Annotated in this window: 20 protein-coding genes; 11 read left to right on the forward strand and 9 right to left on the reverse strand. The window is 57.8% G+C overall.

Translation table 11 applies throughout. The features are described from left to right. The first annotated feature begins 106 nt into the window (after positions 1–106). Positions 107–2,434: a penicillin-binding protein 1B gene (gene mrcB / locus WD429_RS03685; RefSeq protein WP_368420816.1), complete on the forward strand. Its 2,328-nt coding sequence runs from the start codon at positions 107–109 to the stop codon at positions 2,432–2,434. Beyond that, positions 2,431–3,021: a tetratricopeptide repeat protein gene (locus tag WD429_RS03690; protein ID WP_368420817.1), complete on the forward strand. Its 591-nt coding sequence runs from the start codon at positions 2,431–2,433 to the stop codon at positions 3,019–3,021. Before mrcB ends, WD429_RS03690 begins: the two co-directional genes overlap by 4 nt. 58 nt (positions 3,022–3,079) lie before the next feature. On the opposite strand, the gene WD429_RS03695 is transcribed toward WD429_RS03690, so the two are convergent. After that, on the reverse strand, positions 3,080–3,970 hold the full coding sequence (locus WD429_RS03695) for a DUF4382 domain-containing protein (RefSeq protein ID WP_368420818.1): 891 nt from the start codon (positions 3,968–3,970) through the stop codon (positions 3,080–3,082). 241 nt (positions 3,971–4,211) lie between these two features. On the opposite strand from WD429_RS03695, the gene WD429_RS03700 reads away from it, so the two are divergent. The 4 genes from WD429_RS03700 (at position 4,212) to WD429_RS03715 (ending at position 7,468) form a co-directional block, all read left to right on the forward strand. Beyond that, a complete protein-coding gene (locus WD429_RS03700; RefSeq protein WP_368420819.1) occupies positions 4,212–4,799 on the forward strand; it encodes an RNA polymerase sigma factor in 588 nt (195 codons plus the stop codon). A gap of 10 nt (positions 4,800–4,809) precedes the next feature. Next, complete coding sequence (locus tag WD429_RS03705) at positions 4,810–5,499, forward strand: anti-sigma factor (RefSeq protein ID WP_368420820.1); 690 nt, start codon at positions 4,810–4,812, stop codon at positions 5,497–5,499. Continuing rightward, positions 5,496–5,969 (forward strand): hypothetical protein, encoded by a 474-nt coding sequence (locus WD429_RS03710; RefSeq protein ID WP_368420821.1) that lies wholly within the window; start codon positions 5,496–5,498, stop codon positions 5,967–5,969. Before WD429_RS03705 ends, WD429_RS03710 begins: the two co-directional genes overlap by 4 nt. 263 nt (positions 5,970–6,232) lie before the next feature. Then, positions 6,233–7,468, forward strand: a complete 1,236-nt coding sequence (locus WD429_RS03715; protein WP_368420822.1) for a tetratricopeptide repeat protein — start codon at positions 6,233–6,235, stop codon at positions 7,466–7,468. Between the two features lie 42 nt (positions 7,469–7,510). Here the strand turns inward: WD429_RS03715 and WD429_RS03720 are convergent, their stop codons facing one another. From WD429_RS03720 to WD429_RS03745, 6 genes are all read right to left on the reverse strand, one after another. Next, on the reverse strand, positions 7,511–8,431 hold the full coding sequence (locus WD429_RS03720) for a lipase family alpha/beta hydrolase (RefSeq protein WP_368420823.1): 921 nt from the start codon (positions 8,429–8,431) through the stop codon (positions 7,511–7,513). 307 nt (positions 8,432–8,738) lie between these two features. Further along, positions 8,739–10,019: a glutamate-1-semialdehyde 2,1-aminomutase gene (gene hemL, locus WD429_RS03725; protein WP_368420824.1), complete on the reverse strand. Its 1,281-nt coding sequence runs from the start codon at positions 10,017–10,019 to the stop codon at positions 8,739–8,741. A gap of 4 nt (positions 10,020–10,023) precedes the next feature. Beyond that, on the reverse strand, positions 10,024–10,731 hold the full coding sequence (gene thiE, locus WD429_RS03730; RefSeq protein ID WP_368420825.1) for a thiamine phosphate synthase: 708 nt from the start codon (positions 10,729–10,731) through the stop codon (positions 10,024–10,026). Between the two features lie 6 nt (positions 10,732–10,737). Beyond that, the gene (locus tag WD429_RS03735; RefSeq protein WP_368420826.1) at positions 10,738–11,499 is read right to left on the reverse strand and encodes a hydroxymethylpyrimidine/phosphomethylpyrimidine kinase; all 762 of its coding nucleotides are present in this window, start codon (positions 11,497–11,499) and stop codon (positions 10,738–10,740) included. A 38-nt stretch (positions 11,500–11,537) separates the two neighbouring features. Further along, positions 11,538–11,960, reverse strand: a complete 423-nt coding sequence (gene hemJ / locus WD429_RS03740; RefSeq protein WP_368420827.1) for a protoporphyrinogen oxidase HemJ — start codon at positions 11,958–11,960, stop codon at positions 11,538–11,540. Positions 11,961–11,963: 3 nt separating this feature from the next. Then, entirely contained in the window at positions 11,964–13,739 is a 1,776-nt protein-coding gene (locus WD429_RS03745) for a chloride channel protein (protein ID WP_368420828.1), read from the reverse strand. 147 nt (positions 13,740–13,886) lie between these two features. On the opposite strand from WD429_RS03745, the gene argC reads away from it, so the two are divergent. The 4 genes from argC to erpA all read left to right on the forward strand — a co-directional run bounded on the left by argC (position 13,887) and on the right by erpA (position 16,556). After that, positions 13,887–14,924, forward strand: a complete 1,038-nt coding sequence (gene argC, locus WD429_RS03750; protein WP_368420829.1) for an N-acetyl-gamma-glutamyl-phosphate reductase — start codon at positions 13,887–13,889, stop codon at positions 14,922–14,924. A gap of 9 nt (positions 14,925–14,933) precedes the next feature. Beyond that, a complete protein-coding gene (locus WD429_RS03755; protein ID WP_368420830.1) occupies positions 14,934–15,674 on the forward strand; it encodes a DUF6776 family protein in 741 nt (246 codons plus the stop codon). 1 nt (position 15,675) lies between these two features. Then, on the forward strand, positions 15,676–16,137 hold the full coding sequence (locus WD429_RS03760; protein ID WP_368420831.1) for a polymer-forming cytoskeletal protein: 462 nt from the start codon (positions 15,676–15,678) through the stop codon (positions 16,135–16,137). Positions 16,138–16,223: 86 nt separating this feature from the next. After that, positions 16,224–16,556 carry an iron-sulfur cluster insertion protein ErpA gene (gene erpA, locus WD429_RS03765; RefSeq protein WP_368420838.1) on the forward strand — a complete coding sequence of 111 codons (333 nt, stop codon included), beginning with the start codon at positions 16,224–16,226 and terminating at the stop codon, positions 16,554–16,556. Positions 16,557–16,630: 74 nt separating this feature from the next. Here the strand turns inward: erpA and WD429_RS03770 are convergent, their stop codons facing one another. Both WD429_RS03770 and WD429_RS03775 read right to left on the reverse strand, forming a co-directional pair. Next, the gene (locus WD429_RS03770) at positions 16,631–17,728 is read right to left on the reverse strand and encodes an anhydro-N-acetylmuramic acid kinase (protein WP_368420832.1); all 1,098 of its coding nucleotides are present in this window, start codon (positions 17,726–17,728) and stop codon (positions 16,631–16,633) included. Between the two features lie 4 nt (positions 17,729–17,732). Beyond that, the gene (locus WD429_RS03775) at positions 17,733–19,115 is read right to left on the reverse strand and encodes an OapA family protein (protein WP_368420833.1); all 1,383 of its coding nucleotides are present in this window, start codon (positions 19,113–19,115) and stop codon (positions 17,733–17,735) included. 295 nt (positions 19,116–19,410) lie between these two features. On the opposite strand from WD429_RS03775, the gene tyrS reads away from it, so the two are divergent. Next, positions 19,411–20,613 carry a tyrosine--tRNA ligase gene (gene tyrS, locus WD429_RS03780; RefSeq protein ID WP_368420834.1) on the forward strand — a complete coding sequence of 401 codons (1,203 nt, stop codon included), beginning with the start codon at positions 19,411–19,413 and terminating at the stop codon, positions 20,611–20,613. Positions 20,614–20,716 lie beyond the last annotated feature (103 nt).

The following is a 20,716-nucleotide window of genomic DNA, read 5'->3' on the forward strand; positions in this document are numbered from 1 at the left end:
TCCCTGAACTCGTTGATTTTTCCTGTCGCTATCATACCGGCCAGATTACAGAAATAACACACAGGGGGCCTGACCCCGACACCGCTGCATTCGTTATACTCCCGCCATGAAAAAATCATCTCCCTCGAAAAAGCCCGTAAAGAAATCACCCGGTAAAGGGCGCTCCGCCAGGCGGCCCTGGTTCTGGCGTCTGTTTTGGCGGGTCACGCTGATTGGTCTGGTGCTGCTGGCCGGTTGGATGGTGTATCTCGATGCCATGATTACGTCCCGGTTTGAAGGGCGGCGCTTTGACGTGCCGTCACGGGTCTACGCCAGGCCGCTGGAGTTGTATAGCGGGGCCAGTGTCAGTTCCGGTGACCTTCAGCGAGAACTGGAGCTGTCCGGTTTCCGCAAGGGCGATGGTCGCAGTCCGGGAACCTACAGCCGTAATGGCGGGCGTTTCGTGATCAGTTCCCGCGGCTTCCTGTTTGCGGATGGGCTGGAACCCCGGCGCCGACTGGCGCTGACCATCTACAGTGATCAGGTTCAGGATTTCCGGGTGCTGGACGGTGACAGCGCGCCCATCGTGCGGCTGGAGCCTGCTCAGATTGGTGGCATTTACCCGGCCCACAAGGAAGATCGCGTACTGGTGCAGCTGGATGAGGTGCCTGACCTGTTGAAGGATGCGTTGCTGACCATTGAGGACCGGAAGTTCTATGACCATCAGGGCATTGCGCCGCTGGCCATCGCCCGCGCGATGATGGTGAACCTGCAGGCCGGGCGAGTGGTGCAGGGTGGTAGTACCCTGACCCAGCAACTGGTCAAGAACTTCTTTCTGACCCGTGAGCAGACGCTGCTGCGCAAGGGCAACGAAGCCCTGATGTCGTTGTTGCTGGAGCTTCATTACGAAAAGGACGACATTCTTGAAACCTACCTGAACGAGGTGTACCTCGGCCAGGCGGGAACCCGTGGCATTCACGGCTTTGGTCTGGCGAGCCAGTTCTATTTCGGAGAATCCATCCGCGATCTTGGTTTGCATCAGGTGGCGCTGCTGGTGGCCATGGTGAAGGGGCCGAGCTACTACAATCCGCGCAGGCATCCTGAGCGCGCACTGTCGCGCCGCAATCTGGTGATCGATGTGATGGATGAGCAGGGCGTCGTCAGTGCCGCAGAGGCGGCCCGGGCCCGCGCACGGCCACTGGGCGTCAGCGAGCGTCCGTCTTATTCTGAGAACCGGTATCCGGCGTACATTGACCTGGTGCGCCGCCATCTGGCCCGGGATTACAAGAAAGAGGATTTACAAAGCGAGGGCTTGCGGATATTCACCACTCTGAATCCGGGAGTTCAGTACGCCGCCGAATTTGCCGTTGAAGACATGCTGTCGAGAATGGATTCCGGAGCTGCGGAAACCACGCTGGAGTCCGCCATGGTGGTGACTTCCCGTGACAGCGGCGAAGTGTTGGCGCTGGTCGGTGGCCGCGACCCCCGTTTTGCCGGGTTTAACCGGGCACTGGACGCGCGGCGGCCAATTGGCTCGCTGATAAAACCATTTATCTATCTGACGGCGCTGCAGGACCCTGACCGCTACACGCTGATCTCCCCGGTTGAGGATAAGAAGTTCGCCCTGGTGTTTGACGATGACCGGCGTTGGGAGCCAGAAAACTTTGATAAAAAGGAGCGCGGCGAGGTGCCGCTGCACCGGGCGCTTTCGCACTCCTACAACCTGCCGGCAGTCAGGGTAGGGCTGGATGTTGGCGTGGAAGCCGTGCAGGACACGCTGCAGGCATTCGGCGTGACCAGCCCACTCTCTGATTATCCGTCCATGCTGCTGGGCTCGGTGTCGATGACGCCGGTGACCGTGGCCCAGATTTACCAGGGGCTGGCTACTTCAGGTTTTAATACGCCGTTGCGAAGCATTCGACAGGTCACGGACGCCAACGGGAAGGCGCTGTCCCGTTACAGCCTGGAAGTGGATCAGGTGGCCGACCCGGCTGCCGTTCACCTGGTGCAGTACGCGATGCAGGAAACCATGCAGGAAGGTACCGGCCGTTCGGTGTATCGTACGGTGCCGCAACAGCTGACACTCGCGGGCAAGACCGGCACCACCGATGACGGTCGCGATGCCTGGTTTGCGGGATTCAGCGGGGATCTTCTGGCGGTGACCTGGGTCGGGCGAGACGATAACGGCCCGACAACACTGACCGGCTCCACCGGCGCTTTGCCAGTATGGGCCCGGTTTATGGAGCAGGTGCCCCAGCATGGATTTTCGCCGGTTATGCCGGATGGAGTGGATTATCACTGGGTCAATGCCGAACGGCAGGCCCTGACGGATGAACACTGCGACAATGCACGCTTTGTGCCGTTTATAGCCGGTAGCGAACCGGCTCGGGAAATGTCCTGTGGGGGCAATCTGGAACGACGGGTTCGAGGCTGGTTTGAGGAGCTTTTTCAATGAAAACAGGATTATTCAGCAATGCCTGGTTGCTGGCATTGGCGCTTACCCTTGGCGGCTGCGCCTCGCCGGGTGGTTCCATTTATGTGCCGGCCGGTGACGCGTCCCGCGATGTGGAGGAAGCCCCTGAGCCGCCACGCGCTGAGCGGGGTTCGGATACCACGCGCACCGAACGCAAGAGTGAGCAGCCTGCCGAGCCCGCTTCGGAACCGGAACCTGACCAGGAGCGGCGTACCCGTTCGCCCAGTTACCAGGAATCCGGTGATCAATTGTCTCCGGCAGCGCAAAGCCTGATCAACAAGGCCGATACGTATCTCGCGCAAGGGGATGCCGCTGCGGCGGTGACACAGTTGGAGCGTGCCCAGCGTATAGCACCACGTTCCGCAGACGTGTATTTCAAGCTTTCCGAGGCTTATGTGGCCATGGATCAGTTGGGTTCTGCCGAGCAGTTTACGCTCAAGGGACTGTCTTTGGCGGGGAGTGATGCCCGGCTGCAACGGGCTGGCTGGCTATTGCTGGCGGATATTCGTCGTGCCCGGGGCAATGTGGCTGGGGCGGATCAGGCTGAGGAGAGGGCCGGGGCGTTATAAGGGGCATGTATCCATAAGAACCCCGCGAGTGCGGGGTTCTTATGGTTTACGAGCTGTATTACTCGAAACTAGCGGTAGTTTCTGTATCCGCCTCAACCGTTACATCCTGTGGACCAACGAACGTCAGGTCTTCATCAATTTCGTTGTCGTCAGCTGAACAGGAATAGCTGACGGTGTAGGTGCCTTCGGTGAGGAATGCCGCTTTGTAAGTGTAGGTGCCAGGGTCGTCCTCGTCAGAGACCGGGACGGCCACGAGAGGTTCGTTTTCACTTCCTAGGTCATCCGGGGTAGCACCTGGCTCTCCATATACGTAAACCATGCCAGAGTAGGTTGCTACATCCGCACATTCGGTCGCGATGACCGTAGATGCGTTAACAGTGCCTGCAATTGACCCAACGTCGAGGTTGTTCACCAAACGCAGGGCGGGTCTCAGCATGTAGTCGGCCAGCGCCTCTCCTGCAGGATTGACGATAGCCCTCTGGGCGTCAAAGTCAATAGTGAAGTCGGTGCTGGTGTCTGCCGCCACAATGAATTCGCCCTGTAGCTTCAGGCCACTTTGTTCGCCGGATGGAACGGCTAGCGAGTACTCTGTATCGCCGGTGCTTTTAAGTTTTACGAACGAATTATCAGTATCAACGATGAGGCGCAGTTGCGTGTAGTTGCCAGCCAAGACTTCTTCATCGGTGATCAGTGGCTCGGTAACGCCACCCTGCAAATCCAACATGTTGACGGTTTCAAATCCGTCCAGCGGAAATGTAATCCAGTCGCCATCAGCAGGCTTTAGCTGGATTTCTGTAAACGCAACGGTGACATTGCTGAATTCAGTTGCCGGTGCATCCGTGATACCAAAGGAGACGGTGCCAGTTTCGCCGGAATCAGAACTGCCGCCACAGGCAGTAACGCCCGCAGCCAGGGCAGCAACAGTAAAGAGTTTCAGAGAGCTGTTCATATAAACCTCCGGGGTCCATTGTTTTGCAAGTGCTAGGCGCTTTGTGCGCGCTACGTGTCCCCTATGAAACGATAGATGTGGTTACCGGGTTCCTGCGTTTTTGTTAACGTTTTATCATTTTGTGTCAAGAAAGGTTTCCGGAAAAGGGCGTCAGCCACGTATAACGTATCCTTCAACTGGTATAGACTTGTTGGCTGAAATTCAGCCAGATAACGATCTACAGCACAGGCGAGCACCGGTTTTGGCATTACTTCCCTTCCGCCCTTCGCGGTCCAAACGATTCGAGAAGCTCGTTCAGCCACATTTGCAGGCGATGTACCGTTTTGCTTTTCGTCTGGCCGGACAGCAGCAGGACGCGGAAGACCTGGTTCAGGACGTTATCGTCAAGCTTTATCCCCGCCTGGATGAACTGGAATCCATCGACCAGTTAAGGCCCTGGCTGAATCGGGTGCTGTACCGACACTTTATCGATCAGGTGCGTCGCAAGAGGCGGCAGTCGGACCGCCCTCTCAGCGAAGTGGTGGATGCGGAAAACCAGTCGGCCTATATGGAAAGCTTTGCATCGGATGATGCCGGGCCGGAGGCGCTGGTGGATAGCAGCCGGCTTGGACCGGTGCTGGATCAGGTCATGGCGACCCTGGCCCCGGACCAGCGCACCCTGATTATGCTCCACGATGTGGACGGCTGGCGGCAGGAGGACATCGCCGAGATTCTTGATATCCCGCTGGGGACGGTGAAATCCCGGTTGCATCGCTGTCGCGCGGCATTGCGGGAAAAACTGCAGAGAGAGCTGGAACCTTTTTCGGGCATCGGACGTGTGAAAGAATGAGGTGATGGATATGTCTTGTCGAGAATGCCGGGAGCTCATGGTTTCCTACCTGTTGAATGAGTTGTCTACCGCGCAGTCTGCCCGTTTGGAGCAGCATGTGGCGGAGTGTGCTCGCTGTGCGACAGGAGTGGCGAGTGAAAAGGTGCTGCAGTCGACCGTTGCTGATCGTTTTGCCATTCCGGATCCATCACCGGACTTTGAGACTCGGGTATTGGCTGCTGCAAGCGCCCGTGTCGATGGTGGGCCCGCTCACCGTGGGTGGAGTACGCCGGTGGTCGGTGGCACCATTGCTGCCGCATTGGCGCTAGGTATCGCCCTGGGCGTGGGTTTAAGGCCGGGAGTGGATACCGGGCCGGTGGTTGCGACGAGTCAGTCGGAAGTTCATGAACCGTCAGTGGCCAGCGATCCGGTGATCCAGACTGTGCGCTTGGCCTTCAGTTCGGGTAAGCCGCTTGAGGGCGTGACACTGACTCTGGAATTGCCAGCCAACGTTGAGTTGGCAACCTTCCCCGGCAGGCAGCAGTTAAGCTGGAAGGTCGATCTGGAGCAAGGCGAGAATGTGCTGGCGCTGCCGCTCAGGGTGCTGTTTCCCGGAGCCGGTGAACTGGTAGCGCACATTGACGATGGCCAGCGCCAGAAAACCTTCAGGGCAGCTATTCCCAGTCAGAGCAGGGCAGATAATAGGGAGCCAGCATCATGACAATGCACGACAGACAGTGGTTAAGGCCGGCACTGATGTGCCTGGCAGTACTACTCGCATCGCCAGCAATGGCGCAGGCCACGGATGATCTGGATGTGACCATGAGAATGGTCGTGGATGACGAAGACCTGACCAGTTCAGTGGTCCGGGAGATCGAGCTGCCGGAGCCCACGGGCGCGGCTGATCGGGGTGGATCCGGTAGCTCCGCTCGCCCGGAAAGGCCCGATATTGAAACCGCTCTGGATGCGATGGAGCGTGGGCAGGAAATGGGTGAGTCGGCCTCCGAGAGAGCGAGTGAAGCGCGAGAGGTCATTGATTCGGAGCGCCCCGGCAAGGATGGCCTGTTGGATTCCTTACCCGGTGAGGACGATGTCACCGACTTGCCGGGTTCGGATGACCTGGTCAATGACGCTGGCGACCAGTTGGACGATGCCGGGGATCAACTCGATACGGACAATCTCGATCTGTAACCATCCTGGGCGAATTATACCCCATACTGACACCAATCAGTCTGGACGTGTCGTTGTGCATTTTATTCCTGCTTTTCCTTGTTATACTCTCCTGAGTTAACACCGGCCATGTGGACTTGAGGTCAGCCTGCCGGTGAATGTCTTCCTCAGGCTCCGGAGAGATCTGTTTGCAGGCTGTAGTTCGGCTACCCACCCTATCTTGCTTGTTGCTGATAGCGACCGTTTCTCTTCCGGTAGCTGCGTCCGATACGCCCAGGGCGCGGATGTCCGCTGGTATTGAATACTTCCAGAACGGCGAACTCGAGTTGGCCAGAGCTGCATTTGAAGATGCACGGGCGGCCGGACTTGAGAGCAATGCCCTGATGTACAACCTCGGTGTTGTGTATTACCGGTTGGGTGAATACGAGCTCGCCGCAGATGCCTTTTCGGCGCTGCTTGAAACTGACAGCCAGGCGCTGGCGGAGTATAACCTCGGGCTGGTGGCCAAGGCGGCGGGTGATCAGGGTGTAGCAGACATGTGGTTTGCCCGCGCGGCTGCGGAGTCTTCCCCCGAGAAAGTTCGCGCGCTGGCTGCAATCCAGCTTCAGGAGACTGAACAATCCTTATCGCCCGCCTATTCCCCGATGCCCTGGATGGGTTATGTCTCCCTGGCGGGTGGTTACGATGACAACATTGCCAGCGTCCCGGCGTCCGGCAGTTCCGGTCGTGAAGGCGGATTTGGTGAGTTGCTGGCAGCCGGGTCGGCAGATGTCTACCAGTCCGGAGATTCGGTTTTTCGGCTGGAAGGGGCGGCCTACTCCCGTCAGTATCCGTCGGAACCCGAATTTGATACCGATGTTCTGCAGTTTGGTGCGGGTTGGCTGAAACGCCTGGGACCGGGCAGGGTGGACGTCACCGCCGGTATCAGCCAATCCTGGTTTGACTCCGACGAGCTTGAACGCACCTATCGACTGGACCTTTCCTACCGACTTGATCAGTGCCCCTTCACCGGCACGGGATCCCGGTGTCAGGCGTCTGTGTCTTCCGGAATTGTTGAAGGCGGTGAAGGATTTGAGGCCTATGACGGTCAGTGGTACCAGGCTCGTGTGAAAGGGCGAAAGGATTACACCCGCTGGCGCATCGATGCCCAGTATCGATGGGATCTGAATGCCCGCGAGGATCTGGAAGCGGGCGAGCAGTTTGTAAGCGTGTCTCCACAGCGGCACATGGCCGAGTTGACCTTCCGCTTCAAGGTCTCCCGGCGTTGGAATCTTGGTGTGGAAGGCAGTTATCGCCACAGCCGCTATGCGGATCCTCACCGCTTGATCAGCTCACAGGGCGCGCTGGAAAGCGAGCGCCGAATCGATAAACGAACGCAAGGCAGCCTGTTGACGGAATACGCCTTGAGTACACACTGGTCCGTGCGTGGCGAGTGGATGTTCAGGGACAACCAGAGCAGTTTCGATCGCTATGACTACCGTCGGCAGACGGCCTTGGTGGGGATTGACGGCGTGTTTTGATCCCCGGTGGCTGAGTTCGCCACCGGGGCAAGGCTGATGCCGTTATAGCCCGGCGTTTTTCAACCGGTTGGCGTGTTGCTGATACACCGCCTTGGGATCAGTTTCGAACAGGCTGTGAAGGCCCAGGGTCTGGTTTACCTCATCCAGGTGGTTCATAAAGTAATTGTCCCGGATGACCTTGCCAAAGTGGTTGCTGCAACGGCCGACCAGGCCGTCGTTGGCGGAGAAGCCAAACGCCAGGCTGGTAGTGCCCAGCAATGCGTCGGATGGATCCAGAGCGTTGGTCAGAACCCCGGTGCCACCCCAGGAGTAGAAGCGCACGCCGTTCGCCGAATAGACCCCTTCGCCGCAAGCTGAAGCCGGAACCCCGGCCGGGGCAAAGTTGTTGAACTCGGCGCTGCCTTGGGTGGTCAGTGAGTACAGGCTTGCACTCATGTCCTGGTCGTAACCGCCGCCTGACAGCAGATCAATCAGACCGCCCAGAGCGTTGCCCAGAGAAACGGCCAGACTATCCGCTGGAGAGCCATAGATCAGATCGGCAACTGGAGTGCCCTTGTGGGGAGAGCCCACGGAGGTCACCGAAGCGACCAGGTCGGGCCGAACGCGGGACACATAGCGCGCGGTCGGACCGCCGTGGCTGTGGCCAATCAGGTTGACCTTGCCGTGGACTGCTGCAATCGCTTCGATTTGTGGTAACAGTGCCTCGCCCCGAGCAACGCTGCTGTCCAGCGCGGGAACCTGAGTGGTGTAAACGTCAGCGCCATATTGGCGCAGGTCTTCAGAAACGCCATACCAGTAGTCAACGCCGGCAATGTCGTCGAAGCCGAACATACCGTGCACCAGTACAACCGGGTAGCGGGTATCGGTGTAGTCGGACGGGGTGGAGTCCCACCACCAGGCCATGGAGGGGGCGGACCATGCCATTACCAACAGCATGGTGGCTGCTTTTAACCATTGTTTCATCGTTGCACCTACAGTTTGTTGTCTTTGTTATCAAACTGCGGCTGAACCTAACGGGTTGCTCCAGAGACTTCTTGGGGCCTGCCTGTGGCAGGGTCCGGGCTTCCGTGCGCTGATTTTTTACATCGTTGTTGTTAGGTTGTCGCAGTCAGGCCATCTCATATGAGATATGCACATAGTTTGATCTGGCGACCGTGAAGTCAATGTCGGAACGGGCAATGTGGCGGTGTAAAGTGTGGGTTTGTGAGGTGGGTCACGCAGGGGCCCGGGATGACAAGCGATCAGTGTCGCCTGTCATCCGTGGGAGAGCTCAGAGTGTTTTCATCACCCGCCTGGCGGCTTCGATGGTGAAATCGATATCCTGCTGAGAGAGCGCGGCACTGGTAAATCCGGCCTCAAACGCGGATGGTGCCAGGTAAACACCTTCTTTGAGCATGCCCTGGAAAAACGCCTTGAAGCGCTCTGTGTCGCACGCCATGACGTCGTCAAAGCGAGTGATGGATTTGGCCTCGGTAAAGAAAAAGCCAAACATGGCACCGGCGCTTTGCACCGCGAGAGGGATGCCGGCTTCGTTGGCGGCGGCCTTCAGGCCATCGCGCACGGCGTTGGTCTTTTCTGTCAGCCGGTCATGAAAGCCTGGTTCAGATAGGGCATTCAGGGTTGCCAGCCCGGCGCACATGGCCAGCGGGTTGCCGCTGAGCGTGCCGGCCTGGTAGACCGGCCCGAGTGGCGATATGTGTTCCATGATCTCGCGCTTGCCGCCGAATGCGCCGACCGGCAGGCCACCCCCAATGACTTTGCCAAGCGCGGTCAGGTCCGGCGCAACGCCGTAATACCCCTGAGCCCCGCCAAGCGACACCCGGAACCCGGTCATGACTTCGTCGAAAATCAGTACCGTGCCGTGTTCGTCACACACTTCCCGCAGGGCTTCGAGAAAGCCCGGCACCGGCGGGACGCAGTTCATGTTGCCAGCTACGGGTTCAACGATGATGGCAGCGATTTCATCGCCCATCGCGGCAAAGGTTTCCCGCACCTGATCGATGTCGTTGTAGGTCAGCGTCAGCGTCAGTTCCGCCAGGCTGGCAGGAATGCCTGGGGAATTGGGAACGCCAAGGGTCAGCGCGCCGGAACCGGCTTTCACCAGCAGTGAGTCAACGTGGCCGTGGTAACAGCCTTCAAACTTAACGATCTTGTCCCGGCCGGTGTAACCCCGTGCCAGGCGGACCGCACTCATGGTGGCTTCGGTGCCGGAATTGACCATGCGGACCAGCTCTATGGACGGCACCAGCTCGCAGACTTTTTTAGCCATCTCGGTTTCAATGGCGGTAGGGGCACCGTAGCCAACGCCGAGATCGACCTGGGCGTGGAGCGCATCCTTGATCACCGGGTTGGAGTGGCCAAGAATCATCGGTCCCCAGGAGCCGATATAGTCGACGTATCGGCGATCATCCTCGTCGTACAGATAGGCCCCTTCCGCATGTTTGAAAAAGATCGGTGTGCCGCCAACGCCACGGAACGCCCGGACCGGCGAGTTGACGCCGCCGGGGATGTATTTCTGGGCTTCTGCAAAGAGTGTTTCAGAGTGGTTCATGGTGTCAGGGCTCCTGATTGCGTGAAAGCGTGTCGTATTGTGATGGGGTTGTCTGGAACAGCGGGTGATGGGCGACAAAAAGCCGTGTGAAATCCCTGGCGCGCTGTTCAGTCTGCGCGGGGCTGCCGCCAAACAGGCCGCCAACGACGGCAAGCATGTCGGCACCGGCCTGGATCAAGGCCGCGCCGTTCTCAGTGGTGATGCCGCCGATGGCGGTCAGCGGCAGCCGCCACTGTCGAGCCTGCGTTAACACGGCAGGGTCCGCTGCTGGCGCGCCCGGTTTGGTGGATGATCCGTAAAAGCGGCCAAACGCGAGATAGTCGGCACCATCCGTCCTGGCGGTTTCAGCGAGGACAAGGTCTCCGTGGCAGGTGGCACCAATAATGGCCTGGTCGCCTAGCAATCGGCGAGCGCTGGCCAGTGACTCATCTGATTGGCCAAGATGGACGCCATCGGCGTGCACCCGCTTTGCCAGTTGCGGATCGTCGTTGATAAGCAGGGGGACGCCAGCCATGCGGCACAGAGCCACAAGGTTCCTCGCCTGATTCAGGCGGGTAATGTCAGCGCTGTGTTTGTCACGATACTGAACCAGGGCGACGCCCCCCTTTAGCGCCGCCTCCACTGCGGGCAGCAGTGTGTCGTCGGGTAGCAGGGCACTGTCAGTGATGGCATAGAGGCCGGGGTTCAGACCTTTGGGGTAAGCGGCTGACATGGTGGGTTAGCGCTCCCAGGTGATGCCGCGATCAGGTACTGGCTGGCCATGGCCAACCTCAAGGGCATGTGAGATGGCCCGGTTTACGAAGTTCTGCGCCTGGGATATGGCGGCTCGCGCTGACAGGCCGGCGGCACGGCCGGCGGCAATCGCCGCTGCCAGGGTGCAACCGGTGCCATGGTATTCGCCGCCCATCCGGTCGATCTGCCAGGTGGTCGGTTCGCCACTGGTACTGAACAATGTATTGATGATCTGCGGGCCGTCGCCATGGCCGCCGGTTGCCAGCACCGACTGGCAGCCTGCGGCCATCAACCGGCGGGCGGCCTCGGCGGGGTCATCGGTTTCGCCAAGCATGGCCAGCTCGATTCCGTTCGGCGTAATCATTTCTGCCAGACTGAACAGGCGGTGCTTCATGGCTTCAATCAATGCGTCATCGGCAAGATCACCGCCACCGGCGGCCTTGATGACCGGGTCGGTGATCAGTGGAATGTTTGGGTACCTGGTGGCAAAGGCCGCCAGCACCTCGACCACCGCCGCGTTGCCGAGAGCCCCGGTTTTGATGGCGTGAATCGGAGCGTCCGCAGCAAGGCACTCAAGCTGTTTGTGAATCAGGCCAGCGTCCACCGCCGCGGCGTCATAGACGTTGCGTGTGTCTTGCACGGTCAGGCAGGTCACCACCGGCAGCGGATGGCAGCCAAGGGCCGTAACAGTCTGGATGTCGGCCTGGATGCCGGCCCCGCCTGAGGGGTCCAGTCCTGACAGTATCAATACCTGAGGGCGAGTGTGACGATTGATGGCTTAACTCCTTAAAATGGTTTTACAACGGCCAGAAGTACCACGGCGACCAGAATGAATACCGGCAGTTCGTTAAACCAGCGATAAAAGACGTGGCTTCGGGTGTTGCGGTCATCCCGGAATACGTTAATCAGGTGACCGCAATAAAAATGATAGGCCATCAATACCGCGACCAGCAGCAGCTTGGCGTGCATCCAGCCCTGGCTGAAATAACCGTTCGCATTATAGCTGATGAGCCATATCCCAAAAACGAGTGTCGCAACCATCGATGGGGTGCTAATGCCGCGGTAGAGCTTGCGCTCCATAATCTTGAAGCGCTCGCGGCCAGGTTCATCCTCGCAGGCGGCGTGGTATACGAACAGCCGTGGCAGGTAAAAAATAGCGGCGAACCAGCACACCATTGAAATGATGTGGAGGGCTTTGACCCAAAGCATGGTTTAGCTCCGTCGGTATTGGTAGTAGCTTTCGATGTCGGACTTCAGCACGATGCCATACACCCGCTGAATCATCGGAGCGACATGGCGCTGCACATAAAGCGCTTCTACGCTGGTCTTGTCAAATTCGTCCAGTGCCTCTTCGAGCGTCGCCTGATACTGCACCGGGGCGATATCTCGACGGTTGGCGGGAATTTCCATCAGGTCCACCTTTTCGGGGAAGTTGGTTTCATCCTCGGCAGCCTGCTTTTCCGCATCTTCGAGGTAGCGGGCGAGGTCGACCGCTGGCACCAGCCCCGTGGGCCCGTTGTTACCCTCGACGACCAGCCATTTGGGTTCGGACTTCAGAATGTTCCGTGACTCCTCAACCGTGAGGTGGCGTTCTGTGCGCAAAATGCTGCGATCCATAATGGCACCTACTGACACTCGGCGTAGCGCCTGAATGACCGGGGAGTTCTGATAACTCAGCCCCTGCCTTTTCAGGATCGTCAGAAACAGCGATTTCTTACCGAACACTTCGCTGGTGACCAGGCTGGCGGTGGTGATGATTAGCATGCCGGGGAGCACGATGTGGGGGTTTCGTGTCAGTTCCATCAATGCCATCAGTGCGGCAAGCGGGGCCTGCAGGACGGCACCCATCATTGCGCCCATGCCGAGCATCGCATAAAACCCGACCGAAGAGGCAGTGTCCGGTGCTATCTGGGCACCAATAAGCCCCATGGCACCACCGAGGGTGGCACCCATGAAAATGGTTGGGCCGATGACACCGCTGGGCATCCCCAGGCCGATGGTCAGCGCTGTGATCACCAGTTTGGCTACGCCCGCGCCCAGAAGCAGCCAGAAAGCAAGGTGGCCGTGAATCGCCAGGTCGACGGTGTCATAGCCAATCCCCATGACTTCCGGTGCCACGATGGCAAACGGCACCATCAGCAGGCCGCACACAGCAATCCTCAGCAGCACCGGGCGGTGGTGGTATCGGCCCATGGTGTCGACCAGGTGGATAAAGATCGCCGCAGCGATCCCGATAATCACCGCGATGGCTAAAATCCACGGAATCTCCAACAGCGAATTCATGGTCAGCGCTGGTACGCTGAAGGCGGGTTCGGCACCGTACATGGCCTGAGTGACGATGGCTGCGCTAACGGCGGCGAGGATGATTGGCGTGAAACCGGCGATGGTGTACTCCATCATCACCACCTCCATGGCGAAAATGACACCGGAAATGGGGGTGTTGAAGGACGCAGAGATCGCTGCAGCACAGCCGCAGGCGACCAGTGTGCGGATGCTGTTATTGGGCAGTTTCATCCACTGGCCCATGAGGCTGGAGAAAGTCGCGCCCAGGTGCACTGCCGGCCCCTCGCGGCCGGCGGATTGGCCTGTGACGACAGTGGCAACCCCGGTCACGAATTGTACGATGGCGCTGCGTACGGAGATATAGCCCTGATGATAGTTCAGGCGCTCCATGACATGGACAATGCCGACCTTGCGATCGTGGGTCGCGAGCCTGTGGAGAAACAGCCCGAGCAGCAGGGCTCCGGCAAGAGGAAGCAGTCCGCGGGTCACGATGTCCAGTTGCTCAAAGGATTCGGAGCCGTCGCCGGGCAGAAAATAGTTCAGAGGCCACTCGATCGCCAATCGGAAAACAAGGATGACGCCGCCGGTGATCAGCCCTGAAAGTAACCCCAGAACTGCCAGTTGTGGCAAGGCATCGACGCCGGAAAGCCTGCGACGAAAGGCGGGAATCCCGTTCTCTGTAATTTGGTGCCAGAACTTGCGCATGGGAGCCGGAATTCCGCGAGTGAGTGGAGGCTAACGTTATTGTAATGGTCGCCAGTCTGGCTGCAATAAGTCGTTGGTTTATCATGGTAGACTAGCAGGTCTGAATTGACTCGATTTTACAGATAACGACGCTAGTTGGAGTGACAGGTGATAAAAGTAGGCATTGTAGGCGGCACCGGGTACACCGGTGTGGAGCTGCTGAGGATTCTGGCAGTACACCCTGATGTAAAGGTGAAGTGTATAACGTCCCGCTCCGAGTCGGGAATGCCAGTGGCAGAGATGTACCCCAATCTTCGTGGCCACTACGATCTGGCCTTCTCAGAGCCTGACGTTCAAACCCTCGCTGCTTGTGATCTGGTCTTTTTTGCCACACCCCACGGCGTCGCCATGCGGATGATGCCCGAATTGATGGCGGCGGGTACCCGTGTGGTGGATTTGTCCGCGGACTTCCGCCTTCGGGATCTGGACGTGTGGGCACAATGGTATGGGATGCCCCACGAAAGTCCGGAGTGGGCGGCGAAAGCCGTTTACGGCCTGCCTGAAACCGTGAGGGATGAAATACGTGATGCGAGGTTGGTCGCCAACCCCGGGTGTTACCCGACCGCTGTGCAGCTTGGTTTTCTGCCACTGTTGGAACACGGCCTGGTCGATCCGTCGCGCCTGATTGCCGATGCCAAATCCGGCGCCAGTGGGGCCGGCCGGCAGGGCAAAATTGGCATGCTTCACGGTGAAGTTGGTGAAAGCTTTAAGGCATACGGTGCGTCAGGTCACCGGCATTTGCCTGAGATCCGTCAGGGGCTGACTCAGGCAGCCGGTGTCGACGTCGGTATCACCTTTGTGCCTCACCTGATCCCGATGATTCGGGGCATCGAGGCCACGCTGTACGCCGAATTGCGTGACCCAGCGGATTTTGTGCGTTTGCAGACTCTGTACGAAGACCGGTTCCGCGACGAACCGTTTGTCGATGTCATGCCGTTTGGCAGCCATCCCGAGACGCGCAGCGTTCGGGGTGCCAATCACTGCCGCATGGCATTGCACCGTCAGGAAAACAGCAATGTGGTGATCGTTTCCTCGGTTATCGATAACCTGGTCAAGGGTGCCGCCGGACAGGCGATACAGAATATGAATGTGATGTTTGGCCTGAACGAAACGCTCGGGCTGGAAGCGCCCGCTTTGCTGCCATAGGATCTGCCGGTGAGTGATCATAGAAAGCCGTCAGAAGAGTATGTCGTTATCCGGCACCGCCCCGGGTATCGGCTGAGGCGAACCCTGATTTTGCTGGTATTTTCTGTAGCTGCTGCGGTAGGTGGCTATGCCACCGGTCTTGCGCAGGGCGGTTTCCGGTTCTCTTCCGTGGAGGACTCCCGGGATCAGCTTGAAAAAGAAGTGGAAGAGTTGCGGGCCCAGCACCGGGCTGCCTCTCAGCAACTGACGAATCTTGAACGCGGCAGAACCATCGATCAGCAGGCGCTCAATCAGGCGCGCCGAACCATGGTGAAGCTGGAAACGCAGATTTCATCGCTCAATGCGGACCTGACCTTCTACAAAAACATCATGGCTCCGTCGGAGGCCAGCAAAGGCCTGCAGGTGGACCGCCTGTCCCTTCAGCGGGACCGCCAGGGCTCAGGATACAACTTCAAGTTGGTATTGACTCAGGTTGGTAACAATAAGAGTTATCTCTCGGGGGTGGTGGCGGTTAACGTGATTGGCACCCGTAATGATGAAAAAGAGGTGATCGCGTTGCGGGATCTGTCTGACGATATTGCTGATCTGGGAGTGAAATTTCGGTTCCGCTACTTCCAGGACGTGGAAGGCTTGCTGGCCGTGCCCAAAGATTTTATACCCGAAAAGATTCAGGTCGTTGCGAAATCTCACGGGCAGGCCTCGGCGCAGGCGGAACGTACATTTGACTGGAATGACCTAACGGAGAATTGAGATGCTTGGCAAGAAAAAACAGAAGCCCCGCCGCCCGTCAGGGCACTTTGACACGTTGATTTCCTCCCGCACCACAGTCGAGGGGAATGTTCAGTTTTCCGGTGGCCTCCACGTGGACGGGCGCGTGCGCGGAAAAGTCGTTGCCGAGGAGGGTAGTGATGCCGTGCTCAGAATCTCCGAGGTCGGCGAAATTGCCGGGGATATCGTCGCTCCGCATGTAATTATTAACGGTACTGTTCATGGGGATGTTTATGCGTCGGCACATCTGGAGCTGGCCGCGAAAGCCGCTATTAACGGCAACGTCTATTACAACCTGATTGAGATGGCCATTGGTGCCTCGGTGAACGGTAACCTGGTCCATCAGCGCGAGACTGTCGGCCTGCTAACCAAAGATGGCACCAAGAAGGCACCTTTGGAAATTGCGGCGGAAGAGCCAGACGGTGCCAGCCCAAAGACGGAATAGTTGATTGTTTTAGTCAGGAATACCATAATCGTGAACATGGTCAGCACAGTTAGCCGGAGGCGGAATTGAGTGTAGTTCAACAGCAGATGGCCGCACCGCTATTTCTTAGCGACAGTGCGGTAGCGAAAGTGCGTGAATTGGTCGAGGAGGAAGGCAACTCCGGGCTCAAGTTACGTGTTTTTGTGACTGGGGGCGGCTGCTCTGGCTTTCAGTATGGTTTTTCCTTTGATGAGAGCCAGGAAGACGAAGACACCACCATAGAGAAAGGTGGCGTGACGCTGTTGGTGGATCCGATGAGCTACCAGTATCTGGTGGGTGCCACGGTGGAATACACAGAAGGGCTTCAAGGCTCCCAGTTCGTCGTCAGTAACCCCAATGCCAGCTCTACCTGCGGCTGCGGCAGTTCGTTCTCGATCTGATCAGATGGCGCTCTCATTCCTCTGAATTAGGAATAGCGCTGTTCAGGAGTAGCACCGTTCAAGAGTAGTGCCGTTCAAAAGTAGTACACCGCGCCCAGAATTCTCTCCCCGCGTGCTCCGGTCACCTCTGGCAAGTTCCCCGGGAGGCCGGCCATTGTCTGTTTCGCCAGCCATCCGAATGCAACTGGCTCTACCCATTGGGGATCCAGGCCGAGTTCAGCGGTCGATGACATCAAAAAGGGGCTGCAGGTCCGTTTCAGCTCCCGCATCAGGAAGGTGTTGCGGGTGCCGCCGCCGCAAGCAAAAATCGTCATTTCCGGTGACCGTGGAAGTTGGCGGGCAATGGATGCCACTGTTAATTCCAGAAGCGTGCGCTGAATATCCTCCGCGGAAACCTCAGGGTGGCGATGCGCCAGGGTTTTTACCCATTCCAGGTTAAACTTTTCTTTGCCGGTGCTTTTCGGTGCAGCGCGAGAAAAGTAGCCATCCGAGAGCATATCTGCCAATAAATCCTGATGTACGGTGCCTTCCTGCGCCCAGTGGCCATCGTCATCGTAAGGTCGGCCAGTCTGGTCCTGACACCAGGCGTCCAGAAGTGCGTTTGCGGGGCCGGTGTCGAAGCCCGAAACCGGCTCAGTCGGGCCTTTTGGCAGCCAGCTGATGTTGGCGATGCCCCCGAGGTTGAGAATGCAGCGGTTTTCCGCTGGTGAGCTGAAGAATGCTTTGTGAAATGCCGGTACCAAAGGCGCGCCCTGGCCGCCTGCCGCCATATCCCGCCGCCGGAAGTCGGCAATCGTGGTAATGCCGGTGCGTTCCGTTATCAGGTTCGGGTCGCCGATCTGCAATGAAAAGGGAGCTGAGCCGAGAGGTTGGTGGCGCACCGTCTGCCCATGGCTCCCAATGGCACGAATCTCACTGCGGTCAATATCCGCTCTTTCGATGACGCTTTCGGCGGCCTCGGCAAACAGGTTGCCCACAATGTGGTCCAGCTCCCCCAGGTCATCCGGCGTGCCCTGGTTTTGTGACAGTTGAGTCAGTCGCTGGCGAATGTCGTCGGGGTAGGGGGTGGTGTGTTTAGCGTGTATCTGGACGCGGTTGTCGGGAAACGACACCAGCACGGCGTCAATGCCGTCCATGCTGGTGCCAGACATCAGCCCAAGCCACGTGTCCACGGCTTCAGTCTTCCCGGGCCAGTGCGAGTTGCTGAGTACCTTCCCGGTAGACTTTGAACTGGGAGATCTGCTGGTCAGCAACCTGCCGGAAGCGAGCCATTTCAGATGCGACAATCGGGCTTGCGTCAGGAAGATCAATGGTTCTGGAGTTGCGCGCAACGCCGTTTACATGAAACTCATAATGCAGGTGCGGCCCGGTGACCATGCCAGACGAGCCAACATGGCCGATGGTTTCACCCTGTTTGACTCGGGTGCCATTTTTGATGCCCTTTCCGAGCCGGCTCATGTGGGCGTACAGCGTGGTGATGTTATCTCCGTGAGACAGGATGACAGTTCGGCCGTATCCGCCTTTCCATCCGGCAAAACGTACACGACCATTGCCGGCCGCTTTGATGGGCGTGCCCGGAGGTGCGGCATAATCAGTGCCTTCATGCGGGCGAACAACATCAAGCACCGGATGGCGCCGCTGCTTATTAAACGGGGAGGAGACACGGGCATTGATGGGCGTGCGCAAGAAAGCCTTGCGCATACTGGCACCATCAGGTGCGTAATAATCACTGTCACCATTGCTGTCGGTGTATAACAGCGCAACATTTTCCTCGCCCCGGTTTACAAAGCGGGCAGAAAGAATTTTTCCGGTATCGAATTTTTTGCCATCAAGGTAGAGCTCTTCGTAGATGACTTCGAACTGATCGCCTTTACGAACATCGTATACGAAGTCGATGTCCCAACCGAAAATGCCGGCCAGCTCCATTGAGAGACGGTCGCTCATTCCCGCTTCTCGGGCGGCGATATACAATGAGCCATCAATGATGCCTGTCGCGAAAGCGGGGCGGACCTCAGGCTCCCTGATCACTGTTTCGCCCTGAAAGCCTTCTTCTGAGCGGGAAATTTGCAGGGTTTCAAGCAGGCTTCGCCTGAGGTTAATGGCCGCCAGTTTGCCGTCATTGTCGGTGGCAAACGCAATGGTTTCACCTGCGTAGAGGCGCTGGAGTTTGTCGGCATCGCCTTCGCCGTTAATGACCTTGAGCATGATGCCATCGTTGAATCCGGCATCGCGGAACAGCGATGACAAAGTCGCACCCGACTCAACCTTGTGTTCTTGCCAGTCCAGAGCAGGCTTCCGCTTTTCTGCTGGGCCTGTATCCGGCCCTTCCGTCTCACTGCCGGCTATTGCGTTGCCCTCAGATGTCGCGGTAGGTGCCTCAGCGGGCCGGGCGCTCTCAGGTGCTCGTGACTGTTTGGATGTATTGCCGTCCAGATCCAATGAATAGGACATCCGCTTGGCCTCGACGTCGGAACTCGGGCTCATGAGGATGGCGGCAGTCACCAAAACGGTGGCGGCGGCCGCGATGGTGATGTGTGTTTTCGGAAACGTTTTCAGCACGTGAGACATCCATTTTAATCGTTATTCCGGTAGGTTGAACTACCTAATTAAAGCTATTTTTCAAGTATAGTCCAACAGATTACCGTATGAAAAGCATGCGGAACATTACGGTTGCTGCTCCATTCTTCGGATTTCTGGCGGCTTGGTTGATATAATGCGCCGCCTTTGATCTTCAGCATTGTTTAAAAACTGAGCGGTTCTAATATATCAAGGCTGTGGGTAACTCACAGATTTCTTTTGTTGAGGTCTGTAACTGTCAGAATAATTTTGCATACAACGTGGGGGCGAGTAGTTCATGGCATCAATCGATGAGGCGTTAGCCATAATTAAACGTGGCGTTGATGAGCTGATTCCGGAAGACGACCTGATCGCAAAATTGAAGGAGGGTCGCCCGCTTCGTATAAAGGCAGGTTTTGATCCGACCGCACCTGACCTTCACTTGGGGCACACGGTCCTGATTAACAAGCTGCGTCAGTTCCAGGACCTGGGGCACGAGATCCTTTTCCTCATCGGCGACTTCACTGGAATGATCGGGGACCCGACCGGGAAAAGTGCCACTCGCCCCCCGCTGACCGAGCAGCAGGTAGTCGACAACGCGGTCAGCTATAAAGAGCAGGTGTTCAAGATTCTTGATCCGGCGAAAACCCGGGTGGTGTTCAATTCCGAATGGATGAGCAAGATGGGGGCTGCCGGCATGATCCGGTTGGCCGGACAGTACACCGTTGCCCGGATGTTGGAGCGGGATGATTTCACCAAGCGATACCGGGCAGAGCAGTCCATTGCGATTCACGAATTTCTTTACCCATTGGTGCAGGGCTATGACTCTGTAGCGCTTGAGGCGGATGTCGAGTTAGGGGGTGCGGACCAGCGGTTCAATCTTCTGATGGGCCGTATTCTGCAAAAGCATTACGGTCAGCCGTCCCAGGCGATTCTGACGATGCCGATTCTTGAGGGGCTCGATGGGGTTCAGAAGATGTCCAAATCGCTGGGCAATTACGTGGGGGTGAACGACGCTCCGGGTGAGATGTACACCAAGTTGTTGTCCATGCCAGATAGTCTGCTGTGGCGATACTTTGAGTTGCTCAGTTTCCGCCCGCTGGCAGAGGTTGATGAGTTTCGTCAGGAGGTAAAGGGTGGGGCCAACCCTCAAATCTACAAGAAGTTGCTGGCTGAAGAAATTATTACCCGGTTCCATGATGAGGAATCCGCCAAGACCGCTCATAAGTCTGCAGGTAACCGGGTCGCGCTCGGAGAGATCCCTGATAACGTCCCAACCGTTGAGGTGTCGCTGGAGGGGCAGGGTGAAATTCCCATGGCGGCCGTGCTCCGTTTGGCAAAGCTGGTAAAGAACGGGGCCGCCGCCCGGGATGTACTGGATCGTGGCGCGGTTTTTGTGGATGGAGAGAAATACGGTGGCGAACGCACCTTTAAAGAGGGTGACGACTGCGTGATCCAGGCCGGAAAGAAGAAGATTGCCCGTGTTTTGGTTACTGCGTAACCGATTTCAGGCGATTTTAAGGTTTTTCCAGAATCGCCGTTGACAGCTCCGCTGGTGTCTGTAGAATGCGCATCTCCTTCGAGGGGTAGGCCAATTAGTCGGC

Source organism: Marinobacter sp. (assembly GCF_040904845.1).
In the GTDB taxonomy this organism is placed as follows: Bacteria; Pseudomonadota; Gammaproteobacteria; order Pseudomonadales; family Oleiphilaceae; genus Marinobacter.